Annotated in this window: 13 protein-coding genes; 8 read left to right on the forward strand and 5 right to left on the reverse strand. The window is 60.4% G+C overall.

Annotation, left to right across the window (positions count from 1 at the left end; genetic code table 11):
* Positions 1 to 90: 90 nt before the first annotated feature.
* On the forward strand, positions 91 to 609 hold the full coding sequence (locus tag E1573_RS12695; RefSeq protein WP_133214144.1) for a glycine cleavage system protein R: 519 nt from the start codon (positions 91 to 93) through the stop codon (positions 607 to 609).
* Between the two features lie 215 nt (positions 610 to 824).
* On the opposite strand, the gene rarD is transcribed toward E1573_RS12695, so the two are convergent.
* The 5 genes from rarD to E1573_RS12720 all read right to left on the reverse strand — a co-directional run bounded on the left by rarD (position 825) and on the right by E1573_RS12720 (position 6,411).
* Positions 825 to 1,712: an EamA family transporter RarD gene (gene rarD / locus E1573_RS12700; protein WP_133214146.1), complete on the reverse strand. Its 888-nt coding sequence runs from the start codon at positions 1,710 to 1,712 to the stop codon at positions 825 to 827.
* 63 nt (positions 1,713 to 1,775) lie between these two features.
* Positions 1,776 to 2,750, reverse strand: a complete 975-nt coding sequence (locus tag E1573_RS12705; protein WP_133214148.1) for a serine/threonine protein kinase — start codon at positions 2,748 to 2,750, stop codon at positions 1,776 to 1,778.
* A gap of 133 nt (positions 2,751 to 2,883) precedes the next feature.
* The gene (locus tag E1573_RS12710; protein WP_133214150.1) at positions 2,884 to 4,785 is read right to left on the reverse strand and encodes a PhoX family phosphatase; all 1,902 of its coding nucleotides are present in this window, start codon (positions 4,783 to 4,785) and stop codon (positions 2,884 to 2,886) included.
* Positions 4,786 to 4,849: 64 nt separating this feature from the next.
* Entirely contained in the window at positions 4,850 to 5,614 is a 765-nt protein-coding gene (locus tag E1573_RS12715) for a TOBE domain-containing protein (protein WP_133214152.1), read from the reverse strand.
* A 59-nt stretch (positions 5,615 to 5,673) separates the two neighbouring features.
* Positions 5,674 to 6,411, reverse strand: coding sequence for a ComF family protein (locus E1573_RS12720; protein WP_133214154.1), 738 nt, complete (start codon positions 6,409 to 6,411; stop codon positions 5,674 to 5,676).
* 90 nt (positions 6,412 to 6,501) lie between these two features.
* Between E1573_RS12720 and bioB the strand changes: the two genes are divergently transcribed.
* From bioB to E1573_RS12755, 7 genes are all read left to right on the forward strand, one after another.
* The gene (gene bioB, locus E1573_RS12725; protein ID WP_133214156.1) at positions 6,502 to 7,560 is read left to right on the forward strand and encodes a biotin synthase BioB; all 1,059 of its coding nucleotides are present in this window, start codon (positions 6,502 to 6,504) and stop codon (positions 7,558 to 7,560) included.
* A 7-nt stretch (positions 7,561 to 7,567) separates the two neighbouring features.
* Positions 7,568 to 8,740, forward strand: a complete 1,173-nt coding sequence (gene bioF / locus E1573_RS12730; protein ID WP_133214158.1) for an 8-amino-7-oxononanoate synthase — start codon at positions 7,568 to 7,570, stop codon at positions 8,738 to 8,740.
* Positions 8,733 to 9,464, forward strand: a complete 732-nt coding sequence (locus tag E1573_RS12735; RefSeq protein WP_133214160.1) for an alpha/beta fold hydrolase — start codon at positions 8,733 to 8,735, stop codon at positions 9,462 to 9,464. The genes bioF and E1573_RS12735 overlap by 8 nt, the downstream gene beginning before the upstream one ends.
* Entirely contained in the window at positions 9,457 to 10,281 is an 825-nt protein-coding gene (gene bioC, locus E1573_RS12740) for a malonyl-ACP O-methyltransferase BioC (RefSeq protein WP_133214162.1), read from the forward strand. The genes E1573_RS12735 and bioC overlap by 8 nt, the downstream gene beginning before the upstream one ends.
* 1 nt (position 10,282) lies before the next feature.
* A complete protein-coding gene (bioD, locus tag E1573_RS12745; RefSeq protein ID WP_133214164.1) occupies positions 10,283 to 10,963 on the forward strand; it encodes a dethiobiotin synthase in 681 nt (226 codons plus the stop codon).
* A 107-nt stretch (positions 10,964 to 11,070) separates the two neighbouring features.
* The gene (locus E1573_RS12750) at positions 11,071 to 11,367 is read left to right on the forward strand and encodes a pyrroloquinoline quinone biosynthesis protein PqqE (protein WP_133214166.1); all 297 of its coding nucleotides are present in this window, start codon (positions 11,071 to 11,073) and stop codon (positions 11,365 to 11,367) included.
* 268 nt (positions 11,368 to 11,635) lie between these two features.
* Positions 11,636 to 13,441: a phenylacyl-CoA dehydrogenase gene (locus E1573_RS12755; protein ID WP_133214168.1), complete on the forward strand. Its 1,806-nt coding sequence runs from the start codon at positions 11,636 to 11,638 to the stop codon at positions 13,439 to 13,441.
* The last annotated feature ends 27 nt before the right edge of the window (positions 13,442 to 13,468 follow it).

The raw sequence follows: 13,468 nt of genomic DNA on the forward strand, positions 1-13,468 counted from the left end.
GCTGCTGCGGCAGGTTGCCGCGCCTTGCCTATACTTTCTGCGCACCCCTTGAATTCAGGGGCTGAACCTTTAAAAGCAGAGGGTTACCGCGTGGATCATCTCGTACTGACAGTGATCGCCCCCGACAAGGCCGGCCAGGTCGAACGTATCGCTCAATGCATTGCCGAGCACAACGGTAACTGGTTGGAAAGCCGTATGTCGCGCATGGCCGGGCAGTTTGCCGGGATCCTCAAGGTAGCGGTGCCGGCTGAGTCCTACGACGAGCTGGTTGAAGCCCTGCAAGCGTTAGGCAAACATGACATTCGTGTGCTGATTGCCGAAAGCGGCATCGAGCCTTCTTGCACCTGGAAGCCGATTGCCATGGAGCTGGTGGGCAATGACCGTCCGGGTATCGTGCGTGACATCACCCGTTTGTTGGCCGAGCTGGGCATTAATGTCGAACGGCTGGCTACAGATGTGCGCCCGGCGCCGATGAGCAGTGAGCCACTGTTCCACGCTGATGCTTTGTTGGCGATGCCTTTGACGCTGTCGCTCGATGTGCTGCAGAGCAAACTGGAAGCCTTGGCGGATGACTTGATGGTGGAATTGAAGCTGCGACCTGAGGAATAAAGAGTTATCCCGGTTTGTCGGGGACCGGCCTGTGGATAAGCTGGGGGAAGCCTTCGCCAGCCCAGGCAGGCTGTGGCTTTGCCGTAGTTGAGCAAAAAACCACCAATAATCAGTGGCTTGTGCACAAAGCACGGGGATGAGGGTGTGGATAACCTTGGGAGAGGTTGCTGTAGGCCACGGATTACGTGGCCTACAGAGCTTTGTGCGTTTTTTGATCAGCTACGCTTGCGCAAGCTCAGCCAGGCATCGACGCTGTAGAGGGCAAGGCCTGCCCAAATGAACATGAAAGCAACCAGCGTGCTGCTCGACAGGTGTTCACCAAACAGCAGCACTGCTTGCAGCAGTACCAGCGTTGGTGCCAGGTACTGCAGAAAGCCTAGTGTGGTGTAGGGTAGGTGGCGCGCCGCCGCGTTGAAACATACCAGAGGGATCAGAGTGACTGGGCCTGCGGCCATCAGCCAGAGTGCTTCGCTGCTGGTGTAGAAACTGGGGTTGGCGCTGGTTGCCGTGGGGTTAAGCAGCAGCCAGCCAAGGGCCAACGGCACCAGCATCCAGGTTTCCACTACCAACCCTGGCAAGGCGGCGACGGGGGCTTTTTTGCGGATCAGGCCGTAGAAGCCAAAGCTCAGGGCCAGGAACAACGAAACCCAGGGCAGGCTGCCAACCTGCCAGACCTGCTGGGCCACACCGAGGGCGGCCAGGCCGACGGCAACCCACTGCAGGCGGCGCAGGCGCTCACCTAACAGCAGCATGCCCAGCAGCACGTTGACCAGCGGGTTGATGTAGTAGCCCAGGCTGGCTTCGAGCATGCGGTCGTTGTTTACCGACCACACATAGATCAGCCAGTTGCCCGCGATCAACGAGCCGCTGAGGGCCAGGATCGCCAGGCGCTTGGGGTTCTCGCGCAATTCGCGCCACCAGCCGGGATGCTTCCAGACCAGCAGCAGCAGCGAACCGAACAGGGCCGACCAGAGCACGCGATGGACGATGATTTCGACTGCTGGGATGCTTTGCAGCGCTTTGAAGTAGAGCGGGAACAAACCCCAGATGATGTAGGCACTCAGGCCCAGGATGTAACCGCGGCGCGGGTTGGCAGCGTGCATGCAATTTCCTTGCTTAGGTAGCTATCTAAAAGCCCCGCTATTGTAGACAGACTTGCCCGCGCTTCAGAACAATTTCAGTGGCTCTTCATCCAGTGCGGCCATCTGTTCGCGCAAGGCGAGAATCTGGTCGCCCCAATAACGTTCCTGCCCGAACCAGGGGAAGCTGCGCGGAAATGCCGGATCGTCCCAACGACGCGCTAGCCAGGCGCTGTAGTGCAGCAAGCGCAAGGCACGCAGCGGTTCGATCAGCGCCAGCTCACGCGGGTCGAAATCGTGGAATTCATTGTAGCCGTCCATCAGTTCGGCCAATTGACCCAGACGCTCCTGGCGGCTACCAGCGAGCATCATCCACAGGTCTTGAACTGCGGGGCCCATGCGGCAGTCGTCAAGATCGACAATGTGGAAAACCTCATCGCGGCACATCATGTTGCCGGGGTGGCAGTCACCGTGCAGGCGAATGACGTGGTGCGGGGTGTTGGCATAGATGGCTTCAACGCGCTTGAGCAGGTCGCGCGCAACCGATTCGAAGGCGGGCAGCAGGCTTTGCGGAACGAAATTGCCTTCAAGCAGCGTGTTGAGTGAGGCGTGGCCGAAGTTATCCACCGCCAGCGCTTCACGGTGCTCGAACGGGCGGGTAGCGCCGACCGAATGCAAACGACCGAGCAACTGGCCGAGGCGATAGAGTTGGTCCAGATTACCGGGCTCTGGCGCGCGGCCCCCGCGGCGAGGGAACAGGGTGAAGCGAAAACCGCTGTGTTCGAACAGCGTTGAGCCGTTGTGGATAAGTGGTGCCACTACCGGAACTTCGCATTCGGCCAGTTCGGCGGTGAAGGCATGCTCTTCAAGAATGGCCGCATTGCTCCAGCGGTCCGGGCGATAGAACTTGGCGATCAGCGGTTCATCGCCTTCGATGCCGACCTGGTAGACACGGTTCTCGTAGCTGTTGAGTGCCAGAACGCGGGCATCGCTGAGAAAGCCGATACTCTCCACCGCATCAAGGACCAGATCGGGGGTGAGTGTGTCGAAGGGGTGTGACATGACGGCTCCTGCTGTGCGGTTCCCTGCATGGTATCGCACATCCTGGTAGGAGCGGGCTTGCCCCGCGATTGTAGTGTGTCAGGCACATCGTAATCACGGGGCAAGCCCGCTCCCACAAAGTCATCACCGGCTATCAGGCGCCAACGATACCGCCGTCTTCGCGGACAATCGCCATCACGCAAGAGCGTGGCTTGCCGTTGGGCAGGTGCTCCGGGAAGGTCGAGCCGCCGGTTTCGCCCGGATGCTGAATCCCCACGAACAGGGTGCGCTGGTCAGGTGCAAAGGCAATACCCGTCACCTCGCATCCCACCGGGCCCACCATGAAACGGCGGATTTCGCCGCTGACCGGGTCGGCACAGAGCATCTGGTTGTTGCCCATGCCAGCAAAGTCACCGGTGTTGCTGTAGTCACCATCGGTGAGGATCCACAGACGGCCAGCGTCATCGAAGCCCAGGCCATCTGGGCTGTTGAACATGTTCTGCGGGGTAATGTTGCTTGAGCCGCCCTTGGCATCACCGGGGTGAACCGCAGGGTTGCCAGCAACCACGAACAGGTCCCAGTCGAAGGTCATTGCACCGTGATCATCTTGTGTTTCGCGCCAGCGCAGAATTTGCCCGTAGAGGTTCTTTTCGCGTGGGTTGGGGCCACCGGCTGGTTGGCCTTCTTCCCCGCGTTTGACGTTGTTGGTCAGGGTGCAATACACCTGGCCGTCTTTGGGGCTGACCACGATCCACTCCGGCCGGTCCATGCGCGTGGCCTTGAGCAGGCTGGCGGCCAGGCGTGCATGGATCAGCACCTGAGCCTGACTGGCGAAACCGTTGGCGGCAATCAGGCCATTCTTGCCGTGAGTCAGTTCAAGCCACTGGCCTTTGCCGCGAGGGTGGTTGGCATTCTGGTCGCCGTCGTCGAAACGGGCGACATATAGGGTGCCGTGATCGAGCAGGCTGCGGTTGGCACTGGGGTTCTTGTGGTCGATACGGTCACGGCTGATGAATTTGTAGATGAATTCACCGCGCTCATCGTCGCCCATGTAGACCACGGCGCGGCCGTCACGGGTTTCGCTCAGGGCGGCGTTTTCATGTTTGAAGCGGCCCAGGGCGGTGCGTTTGACTGGGGTTGAATCCGGGTTGAACGGATCGATTTCGACCACCCAGCCGTGACGGTTCAGTTCATTGGGGTTCTTGGCCAGGTCAAAGCGCGGGTCGTGCGGATGCCAGCCTACTTCTTTGCCCGTCACCGACGCGCCGTAGCGTTTTTGCCCGGCATCAAACACCTGAGCCGGATCGCTGCTGCCGAAACAGTCGGTGAAGTTTTCTTCGCAGGTCAGATAGGTGCCCCAAGGGGTCTTGCCGTTGGCGCAGTTCTGGAACGTACCGAGCACTTTGCGACCGCTGTTGTCTGCGGCGGTTTTCAGCCAGGCATCGCCGGCTGCCGGGCCGCTGACGCGAATCGGCGAGTTGCCATGAATGCGTCGGTTGTAGGGCGAGCCCTGTACGAACTGCCATTGGCCATTGTTGCGCCGCACCTCGATCACCGATACGCCTTCGGCGGCCTGTGCCTTGTGCACCTCTTCGGCGGAGTTTGGTTGCCCGCCATGGGCAAACAGGTAGCGGTAGTTGGTGTACTCGTTGTTGATCGCCATCAGCGCCCGATTTTCATCATCGGGGAAGGGAAACAGGCTCATGCCGTCATTGTTGTCACCAAATTGCAGTTCCTGAGCCTTGGCACTGCCGTTGCCGCTGACGTCGAAGGCCGGCGAATCGGCGTGCAATGGCTGCCCCCAACTGATCAGCACCGAAGCTTTGTAGCCCGGCGGTAGGCTGATGCTGTCAGCCGTTGCACTTGGAATGCTGGCAAAGCCGAGCAAGTTGCTGTTGGCAGCGCTGACGCTGGCGGCCATGACGCTGCGGCTGAGCAAGTTGCCACCGAGAAACAGCGCAGCGCCGCACAAGGCGCCGGCGCCTATAAAGCGACGACGGCTCAGGTTGACCAGTTGTTCGAGGTCGGTGGATTGGTGTTCTTCTAATAGGTTCATGACAGGCTTCCTGCGGGTTTGGCAGTCACCTTAGTCAGCACGTATGACGGTTTTGTGTCTGTTTTTATAAGGGCGTTCCGATAAGAACGTAGGACGGCTGGAACTGAACACGAATCTCGCTGCCTGCCGTCACGGTATGGCTGTTGAGCCAGCTGGGCTCTGCGAAGGCGCAAAGAGTCTGCCCATTGCTCAATGTCAGGCGAACTTCGGTGGGCCCCAAGGGTTCATCCAGCAGCTGTTCGACCTTGGCTTGCAAGCAGTTGTAGCCTTCCTGCGGGCTGTCCTGTGGCCCGAGCAGGGTCAACCAGCCGGCTTTGATCAAGGCCACCACGGCCGTGTCGGGCATCAGTTCCAGGCGCTGGGTGCTGTCGCGGGTGATCAGCGCGTCGATGCTCAAGTCACCGGCCAGTGCCAGGCTGATGCGGTCGTAATGCCCTTCGGCGTGAATGGTACTGACCCTTCCGTGCAACTGATTACGTGCACTGGTGCGTAGCATCAGGCGGCCCAACAGGTCGAGGTCGCTGGCATCTTCGGCAGCTTCCAGAATCTGCGCCTGCAGTGCTTGCAGGCGCTGATACAGGCGTAACACACGCTGACCTTCCTGCGACAGCTTGGCACCGCCGCCACCGCGGCCACCCACGCTGCGCTCCACCAAGGGGCTGGAGGCCAGATTGTTGAGTTCGTCGATGGCATCCCAGGCCGCTTTGTAACTCATGCCAGCGCTCTTGGCGGCACGGGTGATTGAGCCTTGTTCGGCGATGTGCTGCAGCAAGGCAATGCGCTGCGGGCGGCGAACGATATGTTGGGTGAGCAGGGCTGGCAAGGACATGTGCGGGCACGGGCTGTGGGCGGTATCAGCCACGAAAGTGCCCGCAGCCTTGCGGCAAGTCAAGCGCTGCCGGGCTTGGCCGTACGTGCCAGGCAATAGATATCGACCCGCCGGGCCCCGGCGTTGAGCAGCAGGTTGGCCAGCGCTTGTGCGGTGGCGCCGGTAGTCATTACGTCATCGATGAGCGCTACGTGACGGCCTTCGATGAGTTCGGGATTTTCCACGGCAAAGGCCTGGCGCAAGTTACGTTGGCGTTTCCGGGCGCTGAGGCCTTGTTGTGCCGGGGTGTCGATCACACGCTTGAGTGCTCGTTCGGTGTAGGGGATGTCGGTGTGCCCAGTCAGCCAGCGAGCCAGCATCGCGGCTTGGTTATAGCCGCGTTGACGCAAGCGGCGACGGCTCAGGGGCACTGGCAGGAGTAATGCCGGGCGGGGCAGCCCTTCGTTGAAACGGTGAGCCAACCACCGTCCAAGCAGTTGTGCCAGCAAATTTCCCAATGGCCACTGGCTGTTGTATTTGAACCGGCTGATCAGTGCATCGAGCGGGAATCCGTAGTACCAGGGGGCCTCTACCCGGTAGAAGGCCGGTGGTCGACGGCTGCATTGGCCGCACGTCATGCCGTGCATTGGCAAAGGCAAGGCGCAGACCTGACAGCCATCTTGTAGCCAGGGCAATTCGGCCTCGCAGGCAACGCAGAGCGGGTAATGCTGTTCGGCGGGTTCATCGCAAAGCAAACAGCTTTGGTTGTTATTTAACCACTTGTAAACCATGATTTTGAGAGGTGGTTGACAGCGCATCGAGCTTCCTTAACTATGCGAGCTATCCGTGATGCGCTGGCGGGCAGTCCTGCCCCGGCGCCAGACAAAGCCTAAAACAAGGAACCGCCGATGAGCGCCAGCACAACTGCAACAACACGTCACGACTGGTCCCTGGCCGAGGTCAAGGCGCTGTTCCAACAGCCGTTCAATGACTTGCTGTTCCAAGCGCAGACCGTGCACCGTGCGCACTTCGACGCCAACCGCGTGCAGGTCTCGACCCTGCTGTCGATCAAAACCGGCGCCTGTCCGGAAGATTGCAAATATTGTCCGCAGTCCGGCCACTACAACACCGGCCTGGAAAAACAAAAGCTGATGGAAGTGCAAAAGGTCCTGGAAGAAGCGGCCCGCGCCAAAGCTATCGGCTCCACTCGCTTCTGCATGGGCGCGGCCTGGAAGCACCCGTCGGCCAAAGACATGCCGTACGTGCTGCAGATGGTCAAAGGGGTCAAGGCCATGGGGCTGGAAACCTGCATGACCCTGGGCAAACTCGACCAGGAGCAGACTCAGGCGTTGGCCGCAGCCGGCCTGGACTACTACAACCACAACCTCGACACCTCGCCGGAGTTCTACGGCAGCATCATCACCACCCGTACCTACAGTGAGCGTTTGCAGACCCTGGCTTACGTGCGTGATGCCGGCATGAAAATTTGCTCGGGCGGGATCCTGGGCATGGGCGAGTCACTGGACGACCGCGCGGGCCTGTTGATTCAACTGGCCAACCTGCCAGAGCACCCGGAGTCGGTGCCGATCAACATGCTGGTGAAAGTGGCCGGTACTCCGCTGGAAAATGCCGAAGAGGTCGACCCGTTCGACTTTATCCGCATGCTCGCCGTGGCGCGGATTCTGATGCCCAAATCCCACGTACGCTTGTCGGCTGGCCGCGAGGCAATGAACGAGCAGATGCAGGCCCTGGCGTTTTTCGCTGGTGCCAACTCGATTTTCTACGGCGAAAAACTGCTCACTACCGCCAACCCGCAAGCCGACAAAGACATGCAACTGTTCGCCCGCCTCGGCATTCAGCCTGAAGCTCGCGAAGAGCATGCCGATGAGGTACACCAGGCGGCCATCGAGCAGGCCCTGATCGAGCAGAAGAGCAGCGAACTGTTCTACAACGCCGCCTCGGCCTGAGGCGGTCATGGCGTTCGATCTTCGTGCGCGGCTGGAACAACGCCGCGCCGCTGACCTGTATCGGCAGCGTCCTTTACTGCAAAGCCCGCAAGGCCCTGAAGTGGTGGTCGATGGCCAACCGTTGCTGGCTTTTTGCAGCAACGACTACCTGGGCCTGGCCAATCACCCTGAAGTGATTGCTGCCTGGCGAGCGGGCGCCGAGCGGTGGGGCGTTGGTGGTGGTGCGTCGCACTTGGTCATTGGCCACAGCACACCGCATCATGAAGTGGAAGAGGCGTTGGCCGAACTCACCGGCCGTCCGCGCGCGCTGCTGTTTACCACCGGCTACATGGCCAATCTGGGCGCACTGACAGCGCTGGTGGGGCAGGGCGATACGGTGCTGCAAGACCGCCTCAATCACGCCTCGCTGCTGGATGCCGGGTTGCTCAGTGGCGCGCGCTTCAACCGTTACCTGCACAACGATGCCGCCAGCCTGGCCAGCCGCCTGGACAAAGCGGTGGGCAATACCCTGGTGGTCACTGACGGGGTGTTCAGCATGGATGGCGACATTGCCGACCTGCCTGCCCTGGTCGCAACTGCCAAGGCCCGCGATGCCTGGTTGATGGTGGATGACGCCCACGGTCTGGGGACGTTAGGCCGCAACGGCGGCGGAATTGTCGAGCATTTCGGTTTGAGCCATGAACAAGTGCCAGTACTGATTGGCACGCTTGGCAAGGCGTGCGGTACGGCAGGGGCGTTTGTCGCGGGTAGCGAAGAGCTGATCGAATGCCTGATTCAGTTCGCCCGTCCTTATATTTACACCACCAGCCAGCCACCTGCGTTGGCCTGTGCCACGTTGCGCAGCTTGCAATTACTGCGCAGTGAGCACTGGCGGCGGGAACATCTGGCAGCGTTGATCCAACAATTTCGCAGCGGTGCCGAGCAGATCGGGTTGCAGTTGATGGATAGCTTTACCCCGATTCAGCCGATTCTGATCGGTGACAGTGCGCGGGCCTTGCGCCTGTCGCAGATGTTGCGTGAACGCGGCTTGCTGGTGACCGCGATTCGCCCGCCGACGGTGCCGGTCGGCAGCGCGCGCCTGCGGGTGACGTTGAGCGCGGCCCACAGCGCGGCGCAGGTGCAGCTATTGTTGGATGCGTTAGCCGACTGTTATCCGCTGCTGGAGCCTGCTGATGCGTAATCGACTGGTACTACTGCCGGGCTGGGGCCTCGGACGTTCTGCGCTGCAACCGCTGGTGGCCGCGTTGCGCGCCATTGATCCCGGTTTACAGGTCGAGATTCACGACTTGCCCAACCTGGTGTCGAGTGAACCGAAAGACTGGCTCGACAAACTCGATGGGCAATTGCCGCGTAATGCCTGGTTAGGCGGTTGGTCGCTGGGCGGCATGCTGGCTGCCGAGCTGGCGGCGCGTCGGGGTGATGACTGCTGTGGTTTGGTCACGCTGGGCAGCAATCTCAGCTTCATCAATCGACCCGACTGGCCGCACGGTATGGCTGTCGATACCTTCCAGACCTTTCTCGAAGGCTGCCGCTATCACACTCAAGTGACCTTGAAACGCTTCATTTCATTGTGCAGCCAAGGCGCTGAAGAACCTCGCAGCCTGGCCCGTTTGCTCGGTGCCAGCTTGCCGGAGCCTGCGCCTGAGCAACTGGTGGCCGGGCTGGAGGTTTTGGGCAAGCTCGACACCCGGGCTGCGCTGCAGGCCTATGGCGGCCCGCAACTGCATTTGTTCGCTGGCCGTGATGGCTTGGTACCGGCCGAGGTCGCCGGAGTGTTGCTTGAAGAACTGCCTGACGTGGAAGTTGGGCTGCTTGAAGACGCAGCTCATGGTTTTGTAATGGAAACCCCCCATGAGTTGGCGGCTGCCATAAAGGCCTTTGTACATGAGAGCGGCGATGACTGATCTTTCTCTACCGGGCCTGCCCGGTGCCTTGCCCGACAAGCGTCAGGTCGCCGCGTCGTTCTCGCGTGCAGCCGCCAGTTACGACAGCGTGGCCGAGCTGCAGCGCGCGGTGGGGCACGCATTGCTTGAGCAACTGCCCAGCGATGTCGAGCCACAGCACTGGCTGGACCTGGGCAGTGGCACCGGCTATTTCAGCCGTGCGTTGCGCAGCCGTTTTCCACAGGCCGCAGGCGTTGCCGTGGATATCGCCGAAGGCATGCTCCAGCATGCCCGTGGGCAAGAAGGCGCACACTATTATGTGGCCGGTGATGCCGAGCGTTTGCCGCTGCAAGATGCCAGCGTCGATCTGATTTTCACCAGCCTGGCGGTGCAGTGGTGCGGCGATTTCCGCGCCGTGCTCGATGAAGCATTCAGGGTTTTGCAGCCCGGTGGTGCGCTGGCATTTGCCAGCCTGTGCGCAGGCACCTTGCATGAGCTGCGCGAAAGTTGGCAGGCGGTCGACGGCCTGGTGCATGTCAATCGCTTCCGGCCATTGCAGGACTATCAGCGCTTGTGTGAGCAGAGTGCATTGCGAGTGTTAACCCTGCAGGTTCGCCCCCACGTGTTGCATTACCCCGATGTGCGCAGCCTGACCCATGAACTCAAAGCCCTCGGCGCGCACAACCTTAACCCGGGACGCCCAGCTGGGCTGACCGGGCGGGCGCGCATGCAAGGGTTGTTGCAGGCGTACGAGCAGTTCCGTCAAACGCAAGGGCTGCCAGCCACCTATCAAGTGGTCTACGGTGTACTGCAAAAGCCACTGATAGAAGGGGAATGAGATGAGCCCAGCCTATTTCATCGCCGGAACCGACACCGATGTCGGCAAAACCACTGTGGCTGCTGGGTTGTTGCATGCGGCACAACTGGCCGGCCTGAGCACCTTGGGCGCCAAACCGGTGGCGTCTGGATGCGACGCTACCAGCACCGGGCTGCGCAATAGCGATGCGTTGGCGCTGATCGCACAGAGTTCGATCAAGTTGCCGTACGAACAGCTCAATCCCTTTGCGTTTGAGCCTGCGATAGCCCCGCACTTGGCCGCCCGTGAAGCGGGTGTGGCGCTGAGTGTCCAGGCGCTGCTGGAGCCGATGCGTGAGATATTGGCTAAAAGGGCTGATTTCACGTTGATCGAAGGTGCCGGTGGCTGGCGAGTGCCGCTGTCTGATCAGGCCAATCTGTCGGACCTGGCGATTGCTTTGAAACTACCGGTCATTTTGGTGGTGGGGGTGCGTCTGGGGTGTATCAGCCATGCATTGCTCAGCGCTGAAGCCATTGCCCGCGACGGGCTGCAACTGGCCGGGTGGGTCGCCAACATCGTCGATCCGAAGACGTCGCGTCTTGAAGAGAACCTTGCCAGCCTGGCTGAGCGTTTGCCGGCGCCGTGCCTGGGGCGAGTGCCCAAGCTCAAGCAAGTGAGCGCGGAAGCGGTGGCTGAGCATTTGCAACTGGACCTGCTGGACTAGCCTGACTCTATTGCATGGCAACATGCTATTAGCGATTACAACGGGCCTTTTGCCGGTGGGTCTGCTTCAATAGGTGCTGTTCGCCTTCAGCGTCATGGAGTTTTGACATGGAAATCTCGGGCAACTCTGCATTCTACGCAGGGCTGGGCGCCATCCAGGCGGGGCAAAGCCGCGTCGACCAGGCCGCCAGCCAGATCGCCAACACCACCGTTGAACGTGCAGCCACCAGCCAGTCCAGTGACTACCAGGCCGAGCGCCTGCGTTCGGTCGATCGCAGCCAGCAAATGGATCTGGCCACCAGCACGGTGGAAATGGCCTTGGGTAAGCACCAGGTCGAATTGGGCGTCAAAGTGGCCAAAGCATCCGACGAAATGCTCGGCACGTTGATCGACACCTACGCCTGACCTTTCCGACGCGCCTACCGCGCGCCTTCAACTAACCTTTGAGTACCAGCGCCTGGCCTTGGCGGGCAGGCGTGCGGCTGTGTGTTCGTACGGTTTTTTACCGCCGAAACCGCGCAGTTTTACATGACTGACCAGTCTCCTGGTTGATGCTTGACAAGTTTTCGGCGTAAACGTATGTTTCAAACAACTGTTTGACCGAAAGCCACCAAGAGCTGGTCGGTCTGTCGCGGTCTCCCTATCCAGGATTCATCAGCAGAGGTTCATCGCTATGCCTGATTACAAAGCCCCCTTGCGTGATATTCGCTTCGTTCGTGACGAGCTGCTGGGTTACGAAGCGCATTATCAGAGCCTGCCGGCTTGCCAGGACGCCACTCCAGACATGGTGAATGCCATCCTCGAAGAAGGCGCCAAGTTTTGTGAACAGGTGTTGGCCCCGCTGAACCGTGTCGGCGATCTGGAAGGCTGCACCTGGAGCGAGTCGGGCGTGAAAACCCCAACCGGTTTCAAGGAAGCCTACAACCAGTTCGTTGAAGGCGGCTGGCCGAGCCTGGCCCATGACGTCGAACATGGTGGTCAGGGCCTGCCTGAGTCGTTGGGCCTGGCAATCAGCGAAATGGTCGGTGAGTCGAACTGGTCGTGGGGCATGTACCCTGGCCTGTCCCATGGCGCGATGAACACCATCTCCGAGCACGGCACCCCCGAGCAGCAGGAGACCTACCTGACCAAGCTGGTGTCTGGCGAGTGGACCGGCACCATGTGCCTGACCGAACCTCATTGCGGTACCGACCTGGGCATGCTGCGCACCAAGGCCGAGCCTCAGGCTGATGGTTCCTACCAAGTTACCGGCACCAAGATCTTCATCTCGGCCGGTGAACACGACATGGCCGACAATATCGTGCACATCGTGCTGGCGCGTCTGCCCGATGCACCGGCTGGCACCAAAGGCATCTCGCTGTTCATCGTGCCGAAGTTCCTGCCAACCGCTGAAGGCTCAGTCGGTGAGCGCAACAAGGTCAGCTGTGGCTCCATCGAGCACAAGATGGGTATCCACGGCAACGCCACCTGCGTGATGAACTTCGACGCAGCGACCGGTTACCTGATCGGCCCGGCCAACAAAGGCCTGAACTGCATGTTCACCTTCATGAACACTGCGCGTCTGGGTACCGCGCTGCAAGGCCTGGCCCACGCTGAAGTGGCGTTCCAGGGTGGCCTGAAATACGCTCGCGACCGCCTGCAAATGCGTTCGCTGACTGGGCCGAAAGCGCCGGACAAAGCCGCTGACCCGATCATCGTCCACCCTGACGTGCGTCGTATGCTGCTGACCATGAAGGCCTTCGCTGAAGGTAACCGTGCGATGGTTTACTTCACCGCCAAGCAGGTCGACATCGTCAAATATAGCCAGGACGAAGAAGAGAAGAAGAAAGCTGACGCACTGCTGGCTTTCATGACCCCAATCGCCAAAGCTTTCATGACCGAAGTCGGTTTCGAAGCAGCCAACCACGGCGTACAGATCTATGGCGGCCACGGCTTCATCGCCGAGTGGGGCATGGAGCAGAACGTTCGCGACAGCCGTATCTCTATGCTGTACGAAGGCACCACCGGTATCCAGGCGCTCGACCTGCTGGGCCGTAAAGTGCTGATGACCCAGGGCGAAGCGCTCAAGGGCTTCACCAAGATCGTGCACAAGTTCTGCCAGGGTAACGAAGGCAACGAAGCGATCAGTGAGTTCGTCGCACCGCTGGCCCAGCTGAACAAAGAGTGGGGCGAGCTGACCATGAAAGTGGGCATGGCCGCGATGAAAGACCGCGAAGAAGTCGGTGCTGCATCGGTGGACTACCTGATGTATTCCGGTTACGCCTGCCTGGCTTACTTCTGGGCCGACATGGCGCGCCTGGCTGCCGAGAAGCTGGCTGCCGGTACGTCTGACGAAGCGTTCTACACCGCCAAGCTGCAGACCGCGCGCTTCTACTTCCAGCGCATCCTGCCGCGTACCCGTACTCACGTGGCTGCCATGCTGTCGGGTGCCAACAACCTGATGGACATGAACGAAGAGCACTTCGGTCTCTCGTACTGAGTCATCTGCTGTAACGAAAACGCCTGC

It is taken from the genome of Pseudomonas sp. H9, assembly GCF_004353925.1.
Lineage (GTDB): Bacteria > Pseudomonadota > Gammaproteobacteria > Pseudomonadales > Pseudomonadaceae > Aquipseudomonas.

What these genes read in the sequence shown, in the direction of transcription:
- E1573_RS12735 (WP_133214160.1), top strand. Translation starts at nt 8,733, where the DNA reads ATGCGTAATCGACTGGTACTACTGCCGGGCTGGGGCCTCGGACGTTCT.
- rarD (WP_133214146.1), bottom strand. Translation starts at nt 1,712, where the DNA reads ATGCACGCTGCCAACCCGCGCCGCGGTTACATCCTGGGCCTGAGTGCC.
- E1573_RS12750 (WP_133214166.1), top strand. Translation starts at nt 11,071, where the DNA reads ATGGAAATCTCGGGCAACTCTGCATTCTACGCAGGGCTGGGCGCCATC.
- E1573_RS12705 (WP_133214148.1), bottom strand. Translation starts at nt 2,750, where the DNA reads ATGTCACACCCCTTCGACACACTCACCCCCGATCTGGTCCTTGATGCG.
- bioC (WP_133214162.1), top strand. Translation starts at nt 9,457, where the DNA reads ATGACTGATCTTTCTCTACCGGGCCTGCCCGGTGCCTTGCCCGACAAG.
- E1573_RS12710 (WP_133214150.1), bottom strand. Translation starts at nt 4,785, where the DNA reads ATGAACCTATTAGAAGAACACCAATCCACCGACCTCGAACAACTGGTC.
- E1573_RS12720 (WP_133214154.1), bottom strand. Translation starts at nt 6,411, where the DNA reads ATGCGCTGTCAACCACCTCTCAAAATCATGGTTTACAAGTGGTTAAAT.
- bioD (WP_133214164.1), top strand. Translation starts at nt 10,283, where the DNA reads ATGAGCCCAGCCTATTTCATCGCCGGAACCGACACCGATGTCGGCAAA.
- E1573_RS12755 (WP_133214168.1), top strand. Translation starts at nt 11,636, where the DNA reads ATGCCTGATTACAAAGCCCCCTTGCGTGATATTCGCTTCGTTCGTGAC.
- bioF (WP_133214158.1), top strand. Translation starts at nt 7,568, where the DNA reads ATGGCGTTCGATCTTCGTGCGCGGCTGGAACAACGCCGCGCCGCTGAC.
- E1573_RS12715 (WP_133214152.1), bottom strand. Translation starts at nt 5,614, where the DNA reads ATGTCCTTGCCAGCCCTGCTCACCCAACATATCGTTCGCCGCCCGCAG.
- bioB (WP_133214156.1), top strand. Translation starts at nt 6,502, where the DNA reads ATGAGCGCCAGCACAACTGCAACAACACGTCACGACTGGTCCCTGGCC.